The sequence below is a fragment of the Protofrankia sp. CiP1_Cm_nod3 genome (assembly GCF_982290655.1).
Genome location: NZ_CEVIVD010000004.1, coordinates 38,372 through 62,040, shown reverse-complemented (window position 1 = coordinate 62,040; position 23,669 = coordinate 38,372). Strand labels below are relative to the sequence as shown.

At 71.7% G+C, this 23,669-nt stretch carries 16 protein-coding genes and 2 pseudogenes; 2 read left to right on the top strand and 16 right to left on the bottom strand.

The window, feature by feature from the left end:
• Positions 1-6: 6 nt before the first annotated feature.
• From AC5LUJ_RS02270 to AC5LUJ_RS02255, 4 genes and pseudogenes are all read right to left on the bottom strand, one after another.
• Positions 7-501 carry a regulatory protein RecX gene (locus AC5LUJ_RS02270; RefSeq protein WP_250285859.1) on the bottom strand — a complete coding sequence of 165 codons (495 nt, stop codon included), beginning with the start codon at positions 499-501 and terminating at the stop codon, positions 7-9.
• Between the two features lie 16 nt (positions 502-517).
• Complete coding sequence (locus AC5LUJ_RS02265; RefSeq protein WP_493464382.1) at positions 518-805, bottom strand: hypothetical protein; 288 nt, start codon at positions 803-805, stop codon at positions 518-520.
• A pseudogene (gene recA / locus AC5LUJ_RS02260) lies at positions 806-1,556 on the bottom strand (recombinase RecA); the annotation flags it as partial.
• A gap of 241 nt (positions 1,557-1,797) precedes the next feature.
• On the bottom strand, positions 1,798-1,992 hold the full coding sequence (locus AC5LUJ_RS02255; RefSeq protein ID WP_250285861.1) for a DUF3046 domain-containing protein: 195 nt from the start codon (positions 1,990-1,992) through the stop codon (positions 1,798-1,800).
• 55 nt (positions 1,993-2,047) lie between these two features.
• Here AC5LUJ_RS02255 and AC5LUJ_RS02250 point away from each other — a divergent pair.
• Positions 2,048-6,479 (top strand): annotated as a pseudogene (locus tag AC5LUJ_RS02250) (Lhr family helicase).
• Positions 6,480-6,488: 9 nt separating this feature from the next.
• Here the strand turns inward: AC5LUJ_RS02250 and pspM are convergent.
• The 10 genes from pspM to dapA all read right to left on the bottom strand — a co-directional run bounded on the left by pspM (position 6,489) and on the right by dapA (position 18,218).
• Positions 6,489-7,277 carry a phage shock envelope stress response protein PspM gene (gene pspM / locus AC5LUJ_RS02245; protein ID WP_493464377.1) on the bottom strand — a complete coding sequence of 263 codons (789 nt, stop codon included), beginning with the start codon at positions 7,275-7,277 and terminating at the stop codon, positions 6,489-6,491.
• Positions 7,278-7,279: 2 nt separating this feature from the next.
• On the bottom strand, positions 7,280-8,095 hold the full coding sequence (locus tag AC5LUJ_RS02240; protein ID WP_250282278.1) for a PspA/IM30 family protein: 816 nt from the start codon (positions 8,093-8,095) through the stop codon (positions 7,280-7,282).
• A 64-nt stretch (positions 8,096-8,159) separates the two neighbouring features.
• Positions 8,160-8,507, bottom strand: coding sequence for a helix-turn-helix domain-containing protein (locus AC5LUJ_RS02235; RefSeq protein ID WP_250282276.1), 348 nt, complete (start codon positions 8,505-8,507; stop codon positions 8,160-8,162).
• A gap of 119 nt (positions 8,508-8,626) precedes the next feature.
• On the bottom strand, positions 8,627-9,904 hold the full coding sequence (locus AC5LUJ_RS02230) for a competence/damage-inducible protein A (protein ID WP_250282274.1): 1,278 nt from the start codon (positions 9,902-9,904) through the stop codon (positions 8,627-8,629).
• Entirely contained in the window at positions 9,894-10,502 is a 609-nt protein-coding gene (locus AC5LUJ_RS02225; protein WP_250282272.1) for a CDP-alcohol phosphatidyltransferase family protein, read from the bottom strand. Before AC5LUJ_RS02225 ends, AC5LUJ_RS02230 begins: the two co-directional genes overlap by 11 nt.
• Positions 10,499-11,956 (bottom strand): MiaB/RimO family radical SAM methylthiotransferase, encoded by a 1,458-nt coding sequence (locus tag AC5LUJ_RS02220; RefSeq protein WP_250282270.1) that lies wholly within the window; start codon positions 11,954-11,956, stop codon positions 10,499-10,501. Before AC5LUJ_RS02220 ends, AC5LUJ_RS02225 begins: the two co-directional genes overlap by 4 nt.
• 9 nt (positions 11,957-11,965) lie before the next feature.
• Entirely contained in the window at positions 11,966-12,772 is an 807-nt protein-coding gene (locus AC5LUJ_RS02215) for a helix-turn-helix domain-containing protein (RefSeq protein WP_250282268.1), read from the bottom strand.
• A gap of 95 nt (positions 12,773-12,867) precedes the next feature.
• On the bottom strand, positions 12,868-15,285 hold the full coding sequence (locus AC5LUJ_RS02210; protein WP_250282266.1) for an FtsK/SpoIIIE family DNA translocase: 2,418 nt from the start codon (positions 15,283-15,285) through the stop codon (positions 12,868-12,870).
• 294 nt (positions 15,286-15,579) lie between these two features.
• Positions 15,580-17,265, bottom strand: coding sequence for a ribonuclease J (locus tag AC5LUJ_RS02205; RefSeq protein ID WP_250282264.1), 1,686 nt, complete (start codon positions 17,263-17,265; stop codon positions 15,580-15,582).
• Positions 17,262-18,218, bottom strand: coding sequence for a 4-hydroxy-tetrahydrodipicolinate synthase (gene dapA / locus AC5LUJ_RS02200; RefSeq protein WP_250292377.1), 957 nt, complete (start codon positions 18,216-18,218; stop codon positions 17,262-17,264). The genes AC5LUJ_RS02205 and dapA overlap by 4 nt, the downstream gene beginning before the upstream one ends.
• A gap of 638 nt (positions 18,219-18,856) precedes the next feature.
• Here dapA and AC5LUJ_RS02195 point away from each other — a divergent pair.
• Complete coding sequence (locus AC5LUJ_RS02195; RefSeq protein ID WP_250282261.1) at positions 18,857-20,206, top strand: HNH endonuclease; 1,350 nt, start codon at positions 18,857-18,859, stop codon at positions 20,204-20,206.
• Here the strand turns inward: AC5LUJ_RS02195 and AC5LUJ_RS02190 are convergent.
• Positions 20,100-21,206, bottom strand: a complete 1,107-nt coding sequence (locus tag AC5LUJ_RS02190; RefSeq protein ID WP_250292381.1) for an acetate/propionate family kinase — start codon at positions 21,204-21,206, stop codon at positions 20,100-20,102. The genes AC5LUJ_RS02195 and AC5LUJ_RS02190 overlap by 107 nt on opposite strands.
• 28 nt (positions 21,207-21,234) lie before the next feature.
• Positions 21,235-23,667 (bottom strand): phosphoketolase family protein, encoded by a 2,433-nt coding sequence (locus tag AC5LUJ_RS02185; RefSeq protein WP_250282259.1) that lies wholly within the window; start codon positions 23,665-23,667, stop codon positions 21,235-21,237.
• Positions 23,668-23,669 lie beyond the last annotated feature (2 nt).

Below are 23,669 nucleotides of genomic sequence, written 5' to 3'. Positions count from 1 at the left end.
GAAAAGCTAGTCAAGCGAACCATCCGCGACCTCCTCGGTGACCACTCGCACAACAAGATCGGACGGGTAGCCACGACGGCCGAGCAACGCGGCCAGACGCCGGGTGCGCACCTGGGCCGGCAGCCCTGCCATCGCCGGCATACGACGTCGCACCAGCTCCCGCGCGGCGGCCTCCTCGTCGTGGGTGTCCAGGTTGTCCTGGTCGGCGAGCGCCGCGGCGATGACCTCCACGTCGACCCCCCGACGGCGCAGCTCGTGCACGAGCCCGTGACGCCCCAGGCCGCGGTTCACCCGCGCGGAGGAGATCAACGCGGTGGCGAACGCCCTGTCGTCGACAAGACCCACCTCGGCCAGGCGGGCCAGCACCGCCCGCGCGGTATCGGGATCCACCCCACGCCGCGCCAGGGTGGCAGCCAGTTCCGCGTGGCTTCGCGGCCGGGCCTCAAGCTGACGCAGACAGATCTCCCGCGCTCTGGCGACCGGGTCCGCGGCCTCTTTCACAGGTCCGCGGCCTGTTTCACAGGTCGGCTGGCGGCGGGGACGCCGGATCCACGTCGAGCGTCGGCACCAGGCCGAGCTTTTCCTTGATTCGCTTCTCGATCTCGTCGGCGATGTCGGGGTTGTCCCGCATGAAGGAACGAGCGTTCTCCTTGCCCTGGCCCAGCTGGTCGCCGTCGTAGGTGTACCAGGCTCCCGACTTGCGGATGATGCCGTGCTCGACCCCCATATCGATCAACGAGCCCTCCCTGCTGATGCCGCCGCCGTAGACGATGTCGAACTCCGCCGTGCGGAACGGGGGGGCCATCTTGTTCTTCACGACCTTCACCCGAGTACGGTTACCCACGGCATCCGCCCCATCCTTCAGGGTCTCGATGCGGCGGACGTCCAGCCGCACGGACGGCGTAGAACTTCAGCGCCTTGCCGCCCGTGGTCGTCTCGGGCGAACCGAACATGACGCCGACCTTCTCGCGGAGCTGGTTGATGAAGATGGCGGTGGTCCCCGAATGCGACAGCGCACCGGTGAGCTTGCGCAGCGCCTGGGACATCAGCCTGGCCTGCAGACCGACGTGGCTGTCACCCATCTCACCCTCGATCTCGGCCCGGGGCACGAGGGCCGCCACCGAGTCGATGACGATGATGTCGATCGCGCCGGACCGGATGAGCATGTCCGCGATCTCCAACGCCTGCTCACCGGTGTCGGGCTGGGAGACCAGCAGCGCGTCGGTGTTGACCCCGAGCTTGGCCGCGTAGTCGGGGTCGAGCGCGTGCTCGGCGTCGATGAAGGCCGCGATCCCGCCGGCGGCCTGGGCGTTGGCGACCGCGTGCAGCGCGACGGTCGTCTTCCCGGACGACTCCGGACCGTAGATCTCCACGACGCGGCCACGCGGCAGCCCACCGATGCCGAGTGCCACGTCCAGGGCGATGGAACCGGTCGGGATGACCTGGACCGGTGGGCGGGTGTCGTCACCGAGCCGCATCACCGAGCCCTTGCCGAACTGCTTGTCGATCTGTGCGAGGGCGTTCTCCAACGCCTTCTCGCGGTCGAGTCCTGCCATCGGGGTCACTCCAGGCTGAGGTCGTCGATTCTTGGCCACGATGGCGACGGTAGGGGGCGGGTCCGACAATTTCGAGCGCCGGGCCGCGCCTGTGGACAACTGGACGGTCGAAGCAGCCACGATCAACAGCCTTTCTCACCCCACCGGGGCACCTCGCTACTCGACATCCACAGTAGGCGAACATGCGTTCGATGGCATCATCGACACGCCGTCGACACGCTGAGGCTCCCGGGATGGAGCCTCAGCGTTCGCGCGCGGGCACCCCGAACTCCTCGCACACCGCCCGCCAGACGTCCTTGGCGTCGTCACCGCGGGCGAGGGCCGCCTCGACCGTGGCCCCGCCGAGCCCGGCGACAACATGGTCGCGGGCAACCGACTCCGCGTACCCGGAGCCGAACTGCTTGTTCATTCGCGCCCAGAACTCGGTCAGCCGCACGGGTGCAAGTCTGCCCTTCCCGACAGACGGACTCGTGACAGGCAGACTCGAAGGCATGCCCGCGCCGTCCCCTCTCACGCTGTTCTCGGCCCCCACCCGGGCCTGGTTCACCGGCGTGTTCCCCGCGCCCACCCCCGCGCAGGCCGGCGCGTGGGAGGCGATCAGCCGCGGGGACGACGTGCTGGTCGTCGCCCCGACCGGCTCGGGCAAGACGCTCGCCGCCTTCCTGTGGTCGCTGGACCGCATCGCCCGCACCGGCCCTCCGGCCGACGCCTCCCGGCGCTGCCGGGTGCTCTACGTCAGCCCGCTCAAGGCGCTGGCCGTGGACGTCGAACGCAACCTGCGGGCCCCGCTGGCCGGGATCCGGGCCACCGCGGCGCGCCTGGGCCGGCCCGAGCCCGACGTGCGGGTGGGCATCCGCTCCGGTGACACCCGCCGCCGAGCGGCGGGCGTTCGGGCGGCTGCCCCCGGACGTGCTCATCACCACGCCCGAGTCGCTGTTCCTGATCCTGACCAGCCAGGCGCGCGAGGCGCTGCGCGGGGTCGAGACGGTCATCGTGGACGAGGTGCACGCCGTGGCCGGTACCAAGCGCGGCGCCCATCTCGCCCTGAGCCTGGAACGCCTCGACGCGCTGCTGGACACCCCCGCCCAGCGGGTGGGCCTGTCGGCGACGGTGCGCCCGGCCGAGGAGGCCGCGCGCTTCCTCGGGGGCGCCCGCGCGGTCACGGTGGTCCGCCCGTCCACGGACAAGACCCTGCGGATCGACGTGGTCGTGCCGGTGCCGGACATGACCCAGCTCACCGGCCCCAGCACCGACACGCGGCCGGCGGCGTCGATCTGGCCGGCCGTGGAGGAGCGGATCCTCGACCTCGTCCTCGCGCACCGCTCGACCATCGTGTTCGCCAACTCCCGCCGGCTGGCCGAACGGCTGTGCGCCCAGCTGAACACCCTCGCCACAGCGGAGGTGGCCCGGGCGCATCACGGCAGCGTCAGCCGGCAGCAGCGGGCGCTCATCGAGGACGATCTCAAGGCCGGCCGGCTGCCCGCGGTCGTGGCCACCTCCAGCCTGGAGCTCGGCATCGACATGGGCGCCGTCGACCTCGTCGTCCAGGTCGAGTCACCACCGAGCGTGGCCGCCGGCATGCAGCGGGTGGGACGGGCCGGGCACCAGGTCGGGGCCGCCAGCCGCGGAGTGATCATACCCAAGCACCGCGGTGACCTGCTGTCGTGCGCCGTCGTCGCCGAACGGATGCGCGACGGCGGGATCGAGCAGCTGCGCTATCCGCGCAACCCGCTGGACGTGCTCGCCCAGCAGATCGTGGCGATGGCCGCGATGGACCCCTGGCAGGTCGACGACGTCGCCGCGCTGGTACGCCGGGCGGCCTCGTTCGCGACGCTGCCGCCGTCCGCCCTGGATGCGGTCCTGGACATGCTCGCGGGCCGCTACCCCAGCGACGACTTCGCCGAGCTGCGTCCCCGCCTGGTCTGGGACCGGGCCACCGGCACCCTCACCGGCCGGCCCGGCAGCGGGCGGCTGGCGGTCACCAGCGGCGGCAGCATCCCCGACCGCGGCCTGTTCGGGGTCTTCCTGGTGGGTGAGAAGGCCAGCCGGGTCGGCGAGCTGGACGAGGAGATGGTCTACGAGTCCCGGGCCGGCGACGTCGTTCTGCTCGGGTCGTCGAGCTGGCGGATCGAGGAGATCACCCCCGACCGGGTGCTGGTGGCCCCGGCGCCGGGCCGGCCGGGCAAGCTGCCGTTCTGGCACGGCGACACGCTCGGGCGTCCCGCCGAACTCGGCCGCGAGATCGGCGCCTTCACCCGCGAGCTGGCCCGCCTCGACACCGGGCCGGCGCGCGAGCGCCTGCGGGCGGCCGGGTTCGACGGGTGGGCCACCGACAACCTGCTCGCCTACCTCGCCGACCAGCGGGCGGCCACCGGGCATCTGCCGGACGACCGGACGATCGTCGTCGAACGCTTCCGGGACGAGCTCGGCGACTGGCGGCTGGCGGTCCACTCGCCCGTCGGCGCCCCGGTGACTGCGCCGTGGGCGCTGGCCATCGCCGCCCGGCTGCGCGACCGCTACGGCGTCGAGGTGCAGATCATGCACTGCGACGACGGTGTCGTCGCGCGGATCCCGGACGCCGGCCTCGCCCCCACCGCCGACGTGGCCGTGTTCGACCCCGACGAGATCGACGCGCTCGTGCGGGCCGAGGTCGGTACCAGCGCGCTGTTCGCGGGCCGGTTCCGGGAGTGCGCGGGCCGGTCGCTGCTGCTGCCGCGGCGCACCCCCGGCCGCCGGACGCCGCTGTGGCAGCAACGGCAGCGCAGCGCCCACCTGTTGGAGGTGGCAGCCCGCTTCGACGACTTCCCCGTGGTGCTGGAGACCATGCGGGAGTGTCTGCAGGACGTCTTCGACGTCCCCGCCCTGACCGGGCTGATGCGTCAGGTCGCGGCCCGCACGCTGCGTGTCGTCGAGGTGGAGACCGCGGCACCCTCGCCGTTCGCCCGCTCGATGCTGTTCGGCTACGTCGCGGCGTTCATGTACGACGGGGACACCCCGCTGGCCGAACGCCGGGCCCAGCTGCTCGCGCTGGACAGCTCCCTGCTCACCCAGCTGCTCGGCCAGGCCGACCTGCGGGAGCTGATCGACGCGGCCGTGCTCGCCCAGGTGGAGGCCGAGCTGCAGCGCCTGGCACCCGGCCGGCGGGCACGTGACGTCGAGGACGTCGCCGACCTGCTGCGCGTGGTCGGCGACCTCAGCACGCCGGAGGCGCTGGCCCGCGGCGCGGCCCCGGCCCACCTCGCCGAGCTCGCCGACACCCACCGCGCGCTGCGGGTACGCATCGCCGGCGAGGAACGCTGGGTGGCCGTCGAGGACGCCGGCCGGCTGCGCGACGCCGTCGGCATCCCGGTGCCGGCCGGGGTGCCGACGGCCTTCACCGAAACGGTCCGCGACCCGCTCGGCGATCTGCTCGCCCGCTACGCGCGCACACACGGCCCGTTCGACGCCGAGGCGGCCGCCGACCGGTTCGGGCTGGGGGTGGCGGTGGTGACCGCCGGTCTGGAGCGGATGCTCGCCACCGGCCGGCTCGTCCGCGGCGAGCTGCGCCCGGGAGACACCGGAGAGCAGTGGTGTGACAACACGGTGTTACGGATACTGCGCCGACGCAGCCTCGCCGCCTCCCGCCGCGACGTCGAACCCGCCCCGACGGCGGCCCTCGGCCGCTTCCTGCCCGCCTGGCAGGGGATTTCACACGGCCGGGACGGCGCGCACGGCGGCAGCCACGGCGTCGACGCGGTGCTGCGGGCCATCGAGCAGCTGCAGGGCGCGCTGATGCCGGCCAGCGCCTGGGAGCAGCTCATCCTGCCCGCCCGGGTGGCGGACTACCAGCCGGGGATGCTCGACGAGCTGTGCGTGTCCGGTGAGGTGCTGTGGGCCGGCGCGGGCGGGCTGCCCGGCAACGACGGCTGGCTGGCCCTGGTCCTCGCCGACAGCGCCCCCCTGCTGCTGCCACCACCCGCCCCGGACGCGGCGGGCACCCCGCTGCACGCCGCCGTGCTCGAGGCCCTCGACGCGGGGGCCGCTCTGTTCTTCCGGACCCTCTCCGACCGGGTCACCAGCCTCGACGACGCCGCGCTCGCGGCCGCGCTGTGGGATCTGGTGTGGGCGGGCCTGGTCACCAACGACAGCCTCGCCCCGCTGCGGGCCTCGCTGGCCGCCCGCCGCGGCAGCCATCCGACCGCCCGGCGCAGCCCACGGTTACGCCCGGTCCGCTATTCCCGCCCGGCTGTCCCCCGCCCGCGCATGCCGTCACGGACCGGCCCGCCGACGGTGGCCGGCCGCTGGTCGCTGCTGCCCGAGCGGGATCCCGACCTGACCCTGCGCGCCCACGCGCAGGCCGGGACGCTGCTCGACCGGTACGGGATCGTCACCCGCGGCGCGGTCACGGCCGAGGGGCTCCCGGGCGGTTTCGCCGGGGTGTACCGCGTCCTGTCCGCCTTCGAGGACAACGGGCAGTGCAGACGTGGCTACTTCGTGGAATCCCTCGGCGCGGCCCAGTTCGCCGTCCCCGGCGCGGTCGACCGGCTGCGGGCGACGCCGGCGACGTCCGGCGCGACCGTGCTCGCCGCGACCGACCCGGCGAACCCCTACGGCGCCGCCCTGCCCTGGCCGGCCAGCTCTTCGGGACACCGGCCGGGACGCACGCCGGGCGCGCTCGTCGTGCTCGTCGACGGCGAACTGGCGCTGTACGTCGAACGCGGCGGCCGGACGCTGCTGACCTGGACCGACGGCCCCGGACGGGTACAGCCGGCGGTCGACGCCCTCGCGCTCGCCGTGCGGGACGGCTGGCTGGGGCAGCTGTCCGTGGAGAAGGCCGACGGCCAGGCCGTGCTCACCAGCGAGCTGCGCGCCAGCGAACTCGGGCAGGCCCTGGAACGCGCCGGCTTCCACCCCACGCCCCGCGGCCTGCGGCTACGGGCCTGAAGCCTGCGGCTACGGGCCTGAACCATCCCGCATGAGTTCGCGCAGGCCGTCGGCGAAGCCGCGCAGGGCTGCGGTCCCTCGCTCGAGCTCGCCGCCGCGCCCCATCCCCGGCATCCCCGGCCCCGCCGGCGACAGCGCCGACGGTGTCGAGGCGAGCAGGTCACTGGCCGCGGCCAGCATCTCGTCGAGAGCGTTCGCGGCGGTCGTCATCGCGCTCACCAGGCCCATGATCATGCTGGTGATCTCCGCGCGGCGGTCCGGGTCGACGACCGCGCGCGCCGCCGACTCGGCGGCCAGCACCCGGGCGGCCTGGCCGCGCAGACCGTCGACCACCTGGGCGGCCGACACCATCGCCGCGCGGACCGCCTCGGCGGCGGCCCCGGGCGGCAGCGCCCGCAGCATCGCGGCGAGCGCGAGCATCGCCGCCTCGCCGCGCTGCAGGGGCTCCGCGGCGGCCGAGCCCCGCAGCCGCAGCCGCGAAGGCAGCGGCGCCGTCGGCAGCGGCAGCGCCGCCGGCAGCGCCGGGGCCGCCCGCGCCTGACGCCAGGACAGCCCGGCCCGCACGAGCGCGCCGGCGCCCACGACCAGCCAGGCCCACGTCCCGTCCAGCACCGCGGCGGCCGGGGTGAGGACCGCGACCCCGGACCACACCCGCGCGGACGTGGCGGCCCGGCGGCGCAGCCGGGCCTGGGTGCGGACCAGCCGCTGCTCGCCGCGCAGCAGGTTCCGGCGTTCGATGTCGGCACGCAGCCACTCCGGCAGGCGGCTGCTCGGCCCCGTCCCGTGTGCCGGCAGCACCGTCAGCCGTCCGGCTGATCGGCCGGTCCCTTGTCCAGGGACGGCGGTGATCCCTTGTTCAGGGACAGCGTGCCGTCGGATCCGCCCGCCGCCGGCCCGGCCGACAGGGCCGTGCGGATCTCGGTGAGACGGTTGGACGCCTTCGCGTCCAACGACGCCCGGCGAATCTCCAGCATCCGCGACTCCACCCCCTGCGAGGACAGCTCGTGGTGTCCCAGGGCGACCGCGTAGCGTTGCTCGACCTTGTCCCGGACCTGCCCCAGCGTCGGGGTGTCACCCGGCGGGGTGAGCCGGGACATGCCGTCGAGCGCCTTGCTCATCTGCTCCTGCATGGCGGCGTGCTCGATCTGGGTCAGCAGCCGGGCCCGCTCGGCGAGCTGCCCCTCCAGCCGCAGCGTGTTGTCCTCCACCGCGCGGCGGGCCTGCTCGGCGGAGAGCACGGCCTGCTGGTGCAGGGACTTGAGGTCGTCGAGGGAGCCCTCCGCGGCGACGAGCTGGCCGGCGAACGCCTGCGCGGTCTGCTCGTAGCGGGCGGCCGCGTCCACCTCGCCCTTCGCGCTGGCCGCGTCCGCGAGCAGGATGGCCTGGCGCGCGGAGGCGGCCAGGCTCTCGACCTCCTCGATCTGGCGCGCCATCCGCATCTCCAGCTGCCGCTGGTTGCCGACGACCGCGGCGGCCTGCTGTACGAGCGCCTGGTGCTGCCGCTGCGCCTCGGTGATCGCCTGGTCGATCTGGACCCGGGGGTCAGCCTTCTCGTCCAGCTTCCGGTTCGCCGACGCGGACAGATAGCGGTAGAACTTGCGGACGACGTTCGCCATACCCCCGATCGTCGCACGCCAAGCCGGACATCGGTGCCCCCCGGCCTACGAAAACGGCAGTCGGCTAGGCGGCACGGTCGACCACGGCGGTGGTCGCGCCGCCGCGGGACTGCATGGCGGCCATCGGCGGCATCCCCGCCATCGGGGCGCCCACCCGGGCCGGGCCGCCAGCCGCGAGCTCGGCGAGCTCCAGGTCGTCGCTCACCTCACGCAGCAGGTCGGCGAGCCGGACGCCGAGCGCGTCGCAGATCGACGCCAGCAGCTCGGAGCTCGCCTCCTTCTGCCCTCGCTCGACCTCGGAGAGGTATCCGAGCGAGACCCTCGCGTTGGAGGACACCTCACGCAGGGTCCGGTGCTGATCCTGGCGGCGGCGGCGCAATGCCTCGCCGAGCATGCGTCGGAGCAGGACCATCGTGCCTCCTCCTTCGTCCTCGGGCTGGGCCTTACCGTATACCTGCTGTCCACCGTGATGGCTGGCCGTTGATACGACTGTAACCATGTAAGCAACACGCGTCCGGCGGTTCATCCCAGTCAACAGGTATGAACAGTCAGGGTACGCCGAAGAACGTCCAACGCCTGGACGACCGCATAGACACGGTTCGTACGACGGTCGCCGGGGAGGCGTAGGGACCTCGTCAGCGTGCCGAAGGCACCAACCATACCTATGTGCAGGGTCCCGACGGGCTTGCCCTCCTGCTCGTCGGGGCCGGCCACCCCGGTCACCGCCAGCCCGGTGCTCGCCCCCAGCAGGTCCCGCACGCCCGCGGCCATCGCCGCCGCCGCCTCCGGGGACACCGCGCCGGACGTCGCCAGCACCTCCGGGCCGACCCCGAGCACGTCCCGCTTGGCCTCGGTGGCGTAGGAGACCACCCCGCCGCGCAGCACCGCGCTGGCACCGGCGACATCGGTGAGCCGGCCGGCGAGCAGCCCGCCGGTCATCGACTCGGCGACGGCGAGCGTCTCACCGCGCTCGGCGAGCAGCCGCAGGACGGTCCCCTCCAGGGTGTCGTCGTCGACGCCGTAGAGCGCGGTCCCGAGCGCGTCGCGGGCCGCCTTCTCCACCGGCTCGATGAGCCGGTACGCCTCGGCCCGGTCTGCGGCGCGGGCGCTGACCCGCACCCGGGTCTGCCCGCCGCTGGCCAGAAAGGCGATTGTCGGGTTCCCGACCGGGGCGAGCCGCTCGACCTCACCGGCCAGCGCCTGGGCCACCGCCGACTCCCAGATCCCGGCGGTGCGCAGGACCCGGTGCACCACGACCGCCGGCTCCCCGGCCCGGCGCAGCAGATCCGGCAGGACCGACCCGGTGAACATGGCGTACATCTCGCTGGGGACGCCAGGCAGGGCGTACACCACGCCGCCGGCTGTCTCCAGCCGGACGCCGGGGGCGGTGCCGACCTCGTTCGGCAGCGGTTCGGCTCCCTCGGGGAGATCTGCCTGCCGGTAGTTCATCTCCGGCGCCCCTCGGTCCGTACCGCTCGGCACATCCCGCCTCAGCGCCTGGAACCGACGCCGTAAGGCCGCCTCCAGGAAGGCGTCCCGGCGCAGGGCCACACCAGCCGCCAGGGCGATCCCCTCCCTGGTCAGGTCGTCCTGGGTCGGCCCGAGCCCGCCGGTGAGGATGACCGCGTCCGCGCGGCCCAGCGCCGCCCGGATCCCGGCCGCGATCACGTCGACGTTGTCGCCCACCACCGTTGACATCGTCAGCCGTACGCCCACGTCGGCGAGCTGCCGCCCGAGCCACGCCGCGTTGCCGTTGACGATGTCCCCGAACAGCAGTTCGTCGCCCACAGCCAGTAGTTCAGCCCGCATCGTTCTCCTCGGAGATCGCGGGGACCGGCCGCGTCGCCTGCCGTCGCAGGGCCAGCGCCCGTCCCACGTAGTCAAGACCGGTGACCACCGCCACCAGCACCCCGGCGGCGAGAACGACCGCCCGCGCGGAGGCGGCGATCCCCTCCAGGGGAAGCACGTAGAGACCGATCGCGCAGTTGAGCAGCAGGGTCTTCAGCTTGCCCCCGCGGCTGGGCGCCATCACCCCGTAGCGGATCATCCGTAACCGCAGCAGGGTGACCCCGGCCTCCCGGACCACGACGACCACCGTCACCAGCCACGGCAGCTCACCGAGCAGCGACAGGGACAGCAGCGCGGCACCGGTGAGCGCCTTGTCCGCGATCGGGTCGAGGATGATCCCGAAATCCGTGACGATCCCGCGGCTGCGGGCGATGTATCCGTCGACCTGGTCGGTGACCGCCGCGAGCGCGTAGACGGCGAACGCCGCCACCCGCCAGCCGGAACCGTCCTGCCCGCCGGCGAACATGAGCACCACGAACACCGGGACGAGCGCGACCCGCCCGACGGTGAGCGCGTTGGCGAGGTTCAGCCGGCTGACAGCGGCACCAGCCCCGCTCATCCCACGGAGTCGACAACGTCGAGGAGCTCGGCGACCAGGTCCACCCCTTCGGCCGCGACCACCTTCGCGCTCACCAGATCACCCACCCGTACCCGCGCGGCCTCGGCCGGTGGCAGGCGGACCGTGCACGCCCCGTCGACCTCGGGCTGCTGGTGCGCGGCCCGTCCGTGCGCCAGCCCACCGGCGGCCTCCTCCACCAGGACCTCGACGACCGAGGAGAGCCGCCGCTGCGCGCGGGCGGCGGTCAGCTGCTCGACCAGGTCGGTCACGCGCGCCTGGCGCCGGCGTACCGTGGCCGGCGTGACCTTGCCGGGCAGGCCGGCCGCCTCGGTACCGTCCTCGTCGGAGTATCCGAAGACCCCGACGGCGTCGAGGTCGGCGTCGGTGAGGAAGCGCTCCAGCAGCGCGACGTCCGCCCGGGTCTCGCCCGGGAAGCCGACGATCACGTTCGAGCGGGCGCCGACGTCCGGGGCCAGCGCGCGGGCCCGCGCCAGCAGATCGAGGAAGGCGTCCGCGCCACCGAAACGGCGCATCCGCCGCAGCACCGACGGACTGGCGTGCTGGAACGACAGATCGAGGTAGGGGGCGACGCCGGGGGTCGTCAGCACCGTCTCCAGCAGGGACGGGCGTACCTCGGCGGGCTGCAGGTACACCGCTCTGACCCGGACCACACCGGTGATCGCGGCCAGCTGGGGCAGCAGCTTCTCCAGCGCCCGCAGGTCCCCGAGGTCCTTGCCGTAGGAGGTCGAGTTCTCGCTGACCAGGACGAGTTCCCGCACGCCCTGGCCGGCGAGCCACTCGGCCTCGGCGAGGACGTCCTGCGGCGGCCGGGAGACGTGTGCCCCGCGGAACGTGGGGATCGCGCAGAACGCACAGCGCCGGTCACAGCCACTGGAGATCTTCAACGACGCGACAGGCCCACCGAGCAGGCGCTGGCGCAGGACCGGCGGGCCGGACGCGGGCCCGGACCGCTCCGCCTGCCCTGCCTGCTGCCCTGCCTGCTGCCCTGCCTGGCGGTCGACCGGTGTGATCGGCAGCAGGGCCCGCCGGTCACGCGGAGTGTGCGCCGCGGGCTTCTCGCCGCGCAGCACCGCGTCCAGGTGGCTGCCGAGCGCCGGGTAGGCGTCGAAGCCGAGGACGGCGTCGGCCTCCGGCAGGCTCTCGGCGAGCTGCCGGCCGTACCGCTCGGCCAGGCAGCCGACCGCGACCACGGCCTTCGGGCCCCCGGCGGCGTCGCGCAGGTCGGCGGCGGCGAGCAACGTGTCGATCGAGTCCTTCTTGGCGACGTCGACGAAACCGCAGGTGTTGACCACCACGGCGTCGGCACTGGCCGGATCGTCGACCACGGCCCAGCCGTCCCCCCCGAGCCGCGCCGCGAGCTCCTCGGAGTCCACGTCGTTGCGGGCACAGCCCAATGTGATCAGCGCGACACGGCGAACAGGACGATCGGGCACGACGTCAGGCTACCGGGATGCCGGGTTACCAATGGCACAGTCTCCCGACGCACCCAGTCCCACACGTACGGTGAGAACCTGGCCGGGGCTGCCCCCCACTCCCAGATCCCGGCCGTTGCAGAAGACCGCCACCGACCCGGCGTTACCGATTCTGATCTCCACGGAACGGGCCGCCTTCACCAGCCGGCTGTCGCCGGGCTGCAGGAGCTGCTGCAGCAGGACCCGCTGGGCCTCGTCCCGCATCTCCAGCCAGCTCGGCTCGTCCCGCACCGCCACCTCGACGTTCACCCCGCTCGGCGCGGGCGTCGCGGACCGCACGGGCCCGGCGGGCGCACCGGTCGCGCCGGCTCCCGGCGTCACCGGCGGGACCGTGGCGGCAGCCCGGACACCGGTGGGGTCACGCAGCGCACCGCCGGAGCCGTTCGGGACGAGGACGGCGAGAGCCGCCAGGACACAGACCGCCACCAACGCGACGATCACCGCGGGCGCCCAGGGAAATCCCCGACGGGCCCCCGCCCCCTGCGGGATCAACGGGTCGACCGGCCGCGCCGGGAGCGGCTGCGGCCCGGTCAGCCGGCCGTGACGCCGGTCGAACTCGGCGATCAGCGGTACGGGATCGATCCCCAGAGTGCGGGCGATGCTGCGAATATGGCCACGCGCATACACCGAACCACCACAGCTGGTGAAATCGTCACCCTCTATCTGCTCAATCAGTGCGGTGCGCACACGGGTCCGCTCGCTGACATCCAAGATCGACAGACCCTGTCTGACGCGGGCGGCTGCGAGCACCGCGCCCACGCCCTCAGGGGACTGCATAGTCACCCTCCGCCCGGTCGGATCGGCAGTACTGGCGAGTCTACGGTGGTTGGCCAGTCGCCGAAAGCACACTCCGATGATCGCCGCCGACGTCACTAGCCATTGCGTAGAGTCACCAGAAGTCCTTCAAGTTCGTCCGGCATGACCAACACGTCCCGAGCCTTCGACCCCTCGCTCGGACCGACGATGCCCCGGCTTTCCATCAGGTCCATCAGCCGGCCGGCCTTGGCGAACCCGACCCGCAGCTTGCGCTGGAGCATCGAGGTCGACCCGAACTGGGTCGACACCACCAGCTCGACCGCCTGTACGAACAGCTGCAGGTCGTCCCCGATGTCCTCGTCGATCTCCTTCTTGGGCTCGGTGGCACCGTCGAACACATCCGCCCGGAACGCCGGAGCCGCCTGTTCCCTGGTATGCGCGACGATCGCGGCGATCTCCTCCTCGGAGACGAACGCCCCCTGGATCCGCGCCGGCTTCCCCGCCCCCATCGGCAGGAACAACGCGTCCCCGAGACCGACCAGCTTCTCCGCCCCCGCCTGGTCCAGGATCACCCGGCTGTCCGCCAGCGACGACGTCGCGAACGCCAGCCGCGACGGCACATTCGCCTTGATCAGACCGGTCACCACGTCCACCGACGGCCGCTGTGTGGCCAGCACCAGGTGAATCCCCACCGCCCGCGCCATCGCCGTGATCCGCGAGATCGAGTCCTCGACGTCCCGTGGCGCCACCATCATCAGGTCCGCCAGCTCGTCCACGATCGCCAGGATGTACGGATACGGCGTGTACACTCGCTCCGACCCCGGCGGCGCCACGATCTGACCGGCCCGCACCTTGCGGTTGAAGTCGTCGACATGGCGCACCCCGCAGGCGGCCAGGTCCTCGTAGCGGTTCTCCATCTCCTTGACCACCCACTCCAACGCGTCCGCGGCCTTCTTCGGACTCGTGATGATCGGCGTGATCAGATGGGGAATCCCCTGGTAGCTCGTCAGCTCCACCCGCTTGGGGTCCACCAGCACCAGCCGCACCTGGTCCGGTGTGGCCCGCGCCAGCACACTCGTGATCAGCGTGTTGATACAGGTCGACTTGCCCGCCCCGGTCGCCCCGGCGATCAGGATGTGCGGCATCTTCGCGAGGTTCGCCACCACATAGCCGCCCTCGATGTCCTTGCCCAGGCCGACCAGCAGCGGATGCGGGTTCCCGGTCGCCTCCTCGCTGCGCAGCACGTCCCCGAGCGAGACCAGCTCCCGGTCGCTGTTCGGGATCTCGATCCCGACCGCGCTCTTCCCCGGGATCGGGCTGATGATCCGCACATCCGGGCTCTTCACCGCATACGCGATGTTCTTGGTGAGCTGGATGATCCGCTCGACCTTCACCGCCGCGCCCAGCTCGATCTCGTACCGGGTCACCGTCGGCCCCCGGGTGAAACCCGTCACTTTGGCATCCACCCGGAACTGCGCGAAGACGTCCGTCAACGAACCGATCACTGTGTCCGTCGCGGCCGACCGCACCTTCGGCGGCGTACCCTGCTGCAACAGGGTCGGTGACGGCAGAACGTAGTCACTGTCCGCTGTCCCACTCAGTCCGGGAGCGACGAAGTGCTCCACCTCGGACGGCGGCTCGGGCCTTGGCCCGCGGCCACGCGTCTTCGCGGCCCGCCGTTCGCCAGCCCGGGGAGCCGGCGCCGGCTCGTCCGCCACCGGCGGCTCGGCATCTCCGAGCGCGTCGATATCGAACACGTCCGGATCCGGTAGCGACCGGGAGCCAGGGGCACCGAGCAGGTCCTCCACCAGCGACCCGCGGAACTGGTCCCGCGCCGGGCTGCCGGCGACCGGCTCGTTCCGGCGGCCTCCACGGCTGCCCACCGGCCGATGATCGTGATCGTCCCCGTGCTGGTGGTAACCGGCCACGAGCCTGTCCCGCAGATCGCGCAGCCGGTCGGGGATCACGCGGATCGGGGTCCTGGTGATCACGAGTATGCCGAACACGCTCACCAGGAGCAGCAGGGGTGCCGCCAGGTACGCGGTGACGGCGCTGGACAGCGGTGAGCTGACCAGGAACCCGGCCAGCCCCCCCGCCCGCTCGATCGCGGCGGTACCGGCACCGAAGTCGGGCACCCCGTGCGCGACGTGCACCAGCCCCAGCACACCCGCTGCGAACGCGGCCCAGCCGATCAGCACCCGGCCACGGCTGTCCGGATCACTCGGGCTGCGGATCAGCCGCCAGGTCGCGCCGAGGCCGAACAGCGGAAGCGCCAGCGCCCCCGCGCCGACCAGGAAGCGCAGCAGGCCGGCGACGACACCGCCCACCGGCCCGCCGGCATGGAACCAGACCGCGGCCATGGTGAGCGCGGTCGCGCCGAGCGCGGCAAGCCCCGCCCCGTCCCGCCGGTGCGCCTCGTCGATACGCAGGTCACGGGCACCCCGACCGATCCGGCGGCCCATCTCGCCCAGCAGCGTGGCCGCAATCCCCCAGGCCCGGACCAACAGCCGGATCGCGGCAAGGGCGGCGACCACGGTAAAAGGGGGGCGTGACCTGCCCGTACCGGTTCTTCCCGTATCGGTTCTTCCCGCACTGGCCTTCGCGGGGACGGCCTTCGGCCGGGGCCTGTTCGCTGCCGGCTTCCCGCTCGACGCCTTGCCCCCGGCCGGTGGACGCCGCGCAGGCGCCGAGCCGGAGGGAGACCTCCCGCCCTGGGCACGCGTCCGCGTACCACTCGCCCGTGTGGCCACTCGAGGACGGTACCGGTCTCCGGCCGCGACATCCGGCAACCCCGACCTTCCGGGCGCGTCGCCTCAGAGCATGCTGCCTCAGACCTCGACCACCACCGGCACGATCATTGGCCGACGCCGGTAGGTGTCGCTCACCCAGCGTCCGACCGTGCGGCGGACCAGCTGCTGCAGCGCGGCGACGTCCACCATGCCAGAGCGCATCGACTCGGCCAACGCCTCGGACACCAGGCCGCGTACCTGCTCGAACGTCTCGCGGACGTCGGAGAACCCCCGGGCCGACAGCTCGGGGCCGCCCACGACCTTCCCCGACGCGGCGTCGACCACGACCGTGATCGTGATGAAGCCCTCATCACCCAGGATGCGACGGTCCTTCAGACTCGACTCGCCGACGTCACCGACGGCGAGCCCGTCGACATAGACGTAGCCGCACGGGACGACACCGGTGATGTTCGCCTGCCCGTCGACCAGGTCAACGACCATGCCGTCGTCGGCGAGCACGATCCTGTCCGCGGGCACACCGGTCGCCTCGGCGAGCGCGCCGTGCGCCCGCAGATGGCGCCACTCGCCGTGTACCGGCATGACATTGGACGGACGGGTGGCGTTGAGGACGTAGAGGAGCTCGCCGGCCGGTGCGTGCCCGGAGGTGTGCACCTTGGCCACACCCTTGTGGACGACCTTCGCTCCCCAGCGGGTCAGCCCGTTGATCACCCGATGGACCGCGGTCTCGTTGCCCGGGATCAGGCTGGAGGCGAGCACGACCGTGTCGCCGGCCTCGATCCGGATCGCGTGGTCACGGTTGGCCATCCGGGACAGGGCCGACAACGGCTCGCCCTGGGAACCGGTTGAGACCAGGCAGACGTTGCGGTCGGGCAGCGAGGCGACGTCCCGCATGTCGACCATGAGGCCCGGCGCGACCCGCAGCAGGCCCAGGTCGCGGGCCACCCCCATGTTGCGCACCATCGAGCGTCCCACGAAGCACACCGAGCGACCATGCGCCTCCGCCGCGTCAAGGATCTGCTGTACCCGGTGTACATGGCTGGCGAAGCACGCGACGATGATCCTCTTGTTCGCATCCCGGAACACGCCGTCGAGGACAGGAGCGATCTCCCGTTCCGAGGTCACGAAGCCGGGCACCTCGGCGTTGGTGGAGTCGGACAGCAGCAGGTCGACGCCCTCCTGGCCGAGCCGGGCGAAGCCGCCCAGGTCGGTCAGCCTGCCGTCGAGGGGAAGCTGGTCCATCTTGAAGTCGCCGGTGTGCAGCACCAGACCGGCCGGTGTGCGGATCGCGACGGCCAGGGCGTCCGGGATGGAATGGTTGACCGCGAAGAACTCGCAACCGAACGGGCCGAAACTGTGGACCTGCCCCTCCCGTACCTCGACCGTGACCGGCGTGATGCGGTGCTCGGCGAGCTTGGCCACGGTCAGCGCGAGCGTCAGCCGGGAGCCGACCAGCGGGATGTCGGCACGTTCGCGCAGCAGGTAGGGGACGGCGCCGATGTGGTCCTCGTGGGCGTGGGTGAGCACGACCGCCTCGATGGCGTCCAGCCTGTCCCGGATGGCGGTGAAGTCGGGGAGGATGAGGTCGACGCCGGGCTGGTCGCTCTCGGGGAAGAGCACTCCGCAGTCGACGACGAGCAGCCGGCCGTCGAACTCGAACACGGTCATGTTGCGGCCGATCTCGCCGAGGCCCCCGAGCGCGACGATACGCAGCCCGTCCGGCGGAAGCGGTGGCGGTGTTCTCAGCCCGGGGTGGGGATGGCTCACGCGGAACCCGCCGTTGCAGCCGTAGCAGCCGTAACAGCCGTAGCGGTGGCCACGTCCGCGGACAGGTCGATCCCGGCCGCGGCCAGGTCGGCCCGGAGTTGCTCGCGCTCCTGCCCGGTGGCGTCCACCAGCGGCGGCCGGACTCCCCCAGCGGGCAGCCCGGCCATGTGAAGAGCAGCTTTTGTCATGATCACACCTTGGTTCCTGAACATGCCCTCGTACGCCGGAAGCAGACTCAGGTGCAGTGAACGGGCACGAATGGCGTCACCTGCGTCGAAAGCATCGATCATCGAACGAATCCGGGCGGTGGCGACGTGCCCGACGACGCTTACGACCCCCACGGCCCCCACCGCCAGGAGTGGGAGGTTGAGAATGTCCGTACCGGAGTAGTACGCAAGTTCTGTTCGAGCAAGGACCCACGATGACGCACCAAGATCGTCCTTGGCGTCCTTGACAGCCACGATCCGTGGATGGTCGGCCAAGCGTACCAGCGTATCCGTTGCCACCGGGACACCGGTACGGCCAGGTATATCATAGATCATGACGGGTAGCCCAGTAGCGTCCGCGACGGTACGGAAGTGCTCCGCAAGCCCGCTCTGCGGAGGCTTGCTGTAGTAAGGGCTGACCACCAGCAGCCCGTGCGCGCCGGCCTTCTGTGCCGCCACGGCCAGTTCCACCGTGTGCCGAGTGTCGTTGGTGCCCACACCGGCAATCACCTTCGCCCGGGTGCCGACAGCCTCCACCACCGCCCTGAGCAGCTCTTCTTTTTCCGCGTCCGAGGTGGTCGGCGATTCCCCTGTCGTCCCGTTGACGACCAGGCCATCGTTGCCGACGTCCACCAGATACTCCGCGAGTGCCGCGGCACCTTTAAGATCAAGTTCACCGTCCACGGTGAACGGAGTGATCATTGCTGTAATCATGCGACCGAAGGGCGCTCGGGACAACACTGACATGCCGGTCACCTTAGTTCTCATGGTGCCTTGTCGGACAATACCCGACACGGCACGTGACGGCACCTCGGACGCACAACCTCGGACGCACATGAGTCCGTCACACATGAGACGGCCGGAATGCCGACGACGGCCAGGAAGCTTCGACGATAGCCGCTACCCAGCGCGACCGGCATCCCGGCGGCAGCACCCCGACGGCGCCCCCGGCCCGGGTTTCTTCGGCATGGCGATCAGTCTACTCCGTTGACGGGCGCAGCAGCCCTGGGCACAGCAGCGTCCACTGCGCCCACCGGCCGTGTTCCATCGCCGTCCCGGCCGTGTTCCGCGGAACACAGCCCTCCCTCCAGAAAGATCGACTTTCTGCCGAAGGCTCCCCAGCAGCCCACCCGAGCAACAGCCTGCCGCCAGAAAAGCAGCAGATCGGTGCACGTATCGTCACTATCAGCAAGCACCACCTACGACCACCAGGCCTCTGCAACCGACGCAGCCGTGTTCCGCGGGGCACGAGTCCAGCCTCCGACCCGCGCCTCACGCCTCACGAGCCTTCGCCTCTCACGACCCCTCTCAGGCTTCCCGTCACGACCTTTTATGCCGTCACGACCCTCTTGCGCAACAGGCGACGCAGGCCTAATATCGAACTTATGTTCGATATCGACGTGGAGCATGCCCCTCTCCACCAGCTTGAGGCGGAAATCTGCGCCTGGGCCGGGCGGATCTCAGCCGCGATGTGCGCCTGGCTGCTGGCGCTGGCCGCGTTCGACCGCCGCGAGGGCTGGGCAGGGGTGGGGATCCGCTCCTGTGCGCACTGGCTGTCGTGGAAGTGCGGGATCAGCCTGCGTACCGGCTATGAGCACCTCCGTGTCGGGCATGCTCTCGAACAGCTCCCCGCGCTGCGCGACGCCTTCGCGGGCGGCCGGCTGTCCTATGCCAAGGCCCGCGCCATCAGCCGGGTCGCCGACGTCGACAGCGAGGCCGAATGGGTCCGCCAGGCCGAACATGCCACGGCCAGTCAGCTTGACCGGCTCGTCGCCGCGTACGGCCGTCTGCGTGGCCGCGACGGGCTGGGAAGGGCGGTCGACCGACACGCCCGCCGGTCCTGTTCGTGGCGGTGGGACGACGACGGCAGCCTGATCGTCCACGCGCGGCTGACCCCCGAGGACGGCGCCCTGTTCATCAAGGCCCTTGACGCGGCTCACGCCGGCCACACATCTGACATGCCTCGCGACCAGGCCGCGAATGCCGACGCCCTCACCACGGTCGCCGGCGGTTTCCTCGCCAGCAGGGCACCTACGCTGGCCGACCCCGCCCGCTACACCGTGAACGTCCACGTCGACGCGAACCTGCTCACCGACGGCGTCCCTCCACACGACAGTGGCCGCCCGCACCAGCCCCGCAGTGACGTCGAACCCGGTGTCGCGGTGCACCCGGAAACCGTTCGCCGGCTCGCCTGCGACGCGGGTGTCACCATCCCGGACGCCGGGCGCCGGCGCCGCACCGTCCCACAGGCCCTACGTCGTCTCCTGGAGGCCCGTGACCAGGGCACCTGCCGCTACCCCGGCTGCGACCACACCCGCTGGCTGCACGCCCACCACGCCGTCCACTGGGCCGACGGCGGCAGAACGGATCTCGACAACCTCGTTCTGCTCTGCTCGTTCCATCACCATGCCGTCCACGAGGCGGGGCTCATCCTCGCCATCGGCGAGGATCACAGCGTCACCGTACGGCGTCCCGACGGTACCGTGATTCCCCATCAGCCTCCCCTCAGCACAGGCGACGAGCCGCTACGCCATCTGCGGGACGCGACCGCGTCCGTCGCCCACGACGCCATCACCGGACGGTGGGCCGGGGAACCGCTGCACCTTCAGGAGTCGGTCACCGCTCTCCTCAACGCGGGAGCTGTCCGGCAAGGCACGCGCGGACGCCTCGGGCGATCTCCAGCTCCTCGCGGGCCTCGACAACGAGTGTCCGGACCGGCGAGCCGGCAGCAGTGATGTCATGATCACCAGAGGTATGGGCGGCGTTACGGTCCGGGTCGACAGCCACACCGAGGAAGCCCAGCCCGTCCGCGGCGCCGGCTCGTACCGCGGCGGAGCGCTCCCCCACCCCGCCGGTGAAGACCAGCGTGTCCAGGCCGCCGAGAGCCGCCGCCATCGCGGCGATCTGCGCACGCAGGCGGTGGAGGTAGACCGCCAGCGCCAGGGAGGAGGCGGCCTCGCCGGTGACGGCCTGGTCGACGACCGTACGCATGTCCGGGGTGCCGGCCAGGGCGGCCAGGCCCGACCGGTGGAACAACGCCTCGGTGAGCTCGTCGGCGGACAGGCCGGCCGACGTCTGCAGCCACAACAGCAGACCCGGATCGATCGTGCCGGAGCGGGTCGACATGACCAGCCCCTCCAAGGGGGTGAACCCCATGGTGGTGTCGATGCCGACGCCGTCGCGGACGGCCGCCAGCGACGCGCCCGACCCAAGATGGCAGGTCACCACCCGGCTCCCGCCGGTCAGTACCGCCGCCCGGCGGGACGCGTACGCGTGGGACAGCCCGTGGAAGCCGTAGCGGCGCACGCCGAGACGGTCCCGCCAGTCGGCCGGGACCGCGTAGGTGGTCGCGGCCGGTGGCATCCGGGCGTGGAAGGAGGTGTCGAAGCAGGCGACCTGGGTGATGCCGGGCGCCGCGGTCCGTATCTCGGCCAGTGCGGCGAGCGCCGCCGGCTGGTGCAGCGGGGCCAGTACGGCGAGCGAGTGTAGCTCCTTGGCCACCCGGTCGGTGACGACCACCGGGCCGGTGAACACTGTCCCGCCGTGCACGATTCGGTGCCCGACCGCGCCGAACTCGCCGCGGCGGGCCAGGTCCGTGATCGTCGCGGTGACCTCGTCCGGGTCCGGTCGGCCTTCCCGCGCGCGAAGGTCGACCGCGGCCAGCAGAGCGTCCCCCGGCCCGAGGAGGCGCAGTTTCAGGCTGGACGAACCGGCGTTGACCACGAGGATGTTCACGCCGCTGATGTGCACAGCGCTGGGCCGTCTAGTAGGGCCAGGTCCAGTTGGAGATCTCGGGCATGTCCGTGCCGAAGTCGCGGGTGTACGCGCGGGCCGCGATCCGGGCGTCCACCATGTCCTGCCGAACGTGTGCGGCGCGCGCGCCCAGTGACGGGACCCGGTCGATCACGTCGATCACCAGGTGGAACCGGTCGAGGTTGTTCATCATCACCATGTCGAACGGTGTGGTGGTCGTGCCCTCCTCGATGTAGCCGCGGACATGGATGTTGATGTGGTTGGTACGCCGGTAGGTCAGCCGGTGGATCAGCCATGGGTAGCCGTGGTAGGCGAAGATCACTGGCCGGTCAGCGGTGAACAGCGCGTCGAACCGGGCGTCGGAGATCCCGTGTGGATGTTCGCTGTCGGGCTGGAGGCACATCAGATCGACGATGTTGACGACACGTACCTTCAGGTCGGGGAAGTGACGTCGCAGGATGTCGACCGCGGCCAGGGTCTCCAGGGTCGGGATGTCGCCGGCGCATGCCATGACCACGTCGGGCATGCCGTCGACGGATCCGTGATCGCCGGCTTTGTGGTCGCCGGCTTTGTGGTCGTTGCTGGCCCAGTCCCAGATGCCGATGCCCCGGGCGCAGTGGGCGATCGCCGCGTCCATCGGCAGGTAGTTCAGCGCTGGCTGCTTGCCGGCCACGATGACGTTGATGTAATGCCGGCTGCGCAGACAGTGGTCGGCGACGGACAGCAGTGTGTTCGCGTCCGGCGGGAGGTAGACCCGGATTATCTCCGCCTTCTTGTTGACCACGTGGTCGATGAAGCCCGGGTCCTGGTGGGAGAAGCCGTTGTGGTCCTGCCGCCAGACGTGGCTGGTGAGCAGGTAGTTCAGCGACGCGATCGGGCGCCGCCACGGGATGTGGCGGGTCGTCTTCAGCCACTTCGCGTGCTGGTTCACCATCGAGTCGACGATGTGGATGAACGCCTCGTAGCAGGAGAAGAGCCCGTGCCGGCCGGTGAGGAGGTATCCCTCCAGCCAGCCCTGGCACAGATGCTCCGAGAGCACCTCCATGACCCGGCCGTCCGGCGCCAGGTCGTCGTCACCGTCGACGATCTGCGCGTTCCAGGCCCGGGACGTCGTCTGGAACAGCGCGCCGAGACGGTTGGAGGCGGTCTCGTCCGGGCCCATGACCCGGAACGTCGTCGGGTTCGCCGTCATCACGTCCCGCAGGAAGCCGCCGAGGACCCTTGTCGCCTCGCTGAACGTCGTGGCCGGGCTGGTGACCTCCACGGCGTAGTCGCGGAAGTCGGGCAGGGCCAGGTCGCGCAGCAGTTCCCCGCCGTTGGCGTGCGGGTTCGCGCTCATCCGCCGGTTGCCCGACGGCGCGAGGCCGGCGAGTTCGGCGACCAGGCGGCCGTCGGCGTCGAAGAGCTCCTCGGGCCGGTAGCCGCGCAGCCACCGTTCCAGCTCCGCCAGGTGCTCCGGACTGTCGTGGATCTGCGCGACCGGCACCTGGTGGGACCGCCACGTGCCCTCGACCTGCGCGCCGTCGACGACGGCCGGGCCGGTCCAGCCCTTCGGGGTGCGAAGGACGATCATGGGCCACAGCGGGCGGGACGGGTCGCCGTGCGCCCGTGCCTGCCGCTGAATCCGGGCGATCTCGGCGACGACGGTGTCGAGGACGGCGGCGAAGCGCTGGTGGACCTGCTCGGGATCGTCCCCGGTGACGTGGAACGGCTGGTAGCCGTAGCCGCGCATCAGATGGTCGAGCTCGGCCTGGGGGATGCGCGCGAGCACGGCCGGTTGGGCGATCTTGTAGCCGTTCAGGTGGAGGATCGGCAGTACCGCGCCGTCACGGACCGGGTCGAGGAACTTGTTCGAGTGCCAGCTCGCCGCCAGCGGGCCGGTCTCGGCCTCCCCGTCCCCGACGACCGCGCAGACCAGCAGGTCAGGGTTGTCGAACGCGGCGCCGAAGGCATGGGTGAGGGCGTAGCCGAGCTCCCCGCCCTCGTGGATCGAGCCGGGGGTCTCCGGCGCCACATGGCTGGGGATGCCACCGGGGAAGGAGAACTGGCGGAACAGCCGGCGCAGCCCGGCGGCGTCCCGGGTGATGGAGGGGCAGACCTCGGAGTACGTGCCTTCCAGGTAGGCGTTCGCGACGATGCCGGGGCCGCCGTGGCCCGGGCCGATGACGTAGATCGCGTTGAGGTCGTTCGTCCTGATCACGCGGTTCATGTGGGCGTAGATCAGGTTGAGCCCCGGTGTGGTGCCCCAGTGGCCGAGCAGGCGGGGCTTGACATGCTCGGCCCGCAGGGGCTCCCGCAGCAGGGGGTTGTCGAGCAGGTAGATCTGGCCGACCGACAGATAGTTCGCCGCGCGCCAGTAGGCGTGGATGCGCCGCAGCTCGTCCGGTGACAGCGGCCCCGGTGACAGCGGCCCTGCGGCGGCGGTGAGAAGGCTGTTGGTCATGC

Bases quoted from the DNA above. Each gene is read 5' to 3' on its own strand.
- dapA (WP_250292377.1), bottom strand. From the start codon at position 18,218: ATGTCAGTGTTGTCCCGAGCGCCCTTCGGTCGCATGATTACAGCAATG.
- AC5LUJ_RS02265 (WP_493464382.1), bottom strand. From the start codon at position 805: ATGGCCCCCCCGTTCCGCACGGCGGAGTTCGACATCGTCTACGGCGGC.
- AC5LUJ_RS02195 (WP_250282261.1), top strand. From the start codon at position 18,857: ATGTTCGATATCGACGTGGAGCATGCCCCTCTCCACCAGCTTGAGGCG.
- AC5LUJ_RS02230 (WP_250282274.1), bottom strand. From the start codon at position 9,904: ATGCGGGCTGAACTACTGGCTGTGGGCGACGAACTGCTGTTCGGGGAC.
- AC5LUJ_RS02225 (WP_250282272.1), bottom strand. From the start codon at position 10,502: ATGAGCGGGGCTGGTGCCGCTGTCAGCCGGCTGAACCTCGCCAACGCG.
- AC5LUJ_RS02235 (WP_250282276.1), bottom strand. From the start codon at position 8,507: ATGGTCCTGCTCCGACGCATGCTCGGCGAGGCATTGCGCCGCCGCCGC.
- AC5LUJ_RS02240 (WP_250282278.1), bottom strand. From the start codon at position 8,095: ATGGCGAACGTCGTCCGCAAGTTCTACCGCTATCTGTCCGCGTCGGCG.
- AC5LUJ_RS02215 (WP_250282268.1), bottom strand. From the start codon at position 12,772: ATGCAGTCCCCTGAGGGCGTGGGCGCGGTGCTCGCAGCCGCCCGCGTC.
- AC5LUJ_RS02185 (WP_250282259.1), bottom strand. From the start codon at position 23,667: ATGACCAACAGCCTTCTCACCGCCGCCGCAGGGCCGCTGTCACCGGGG.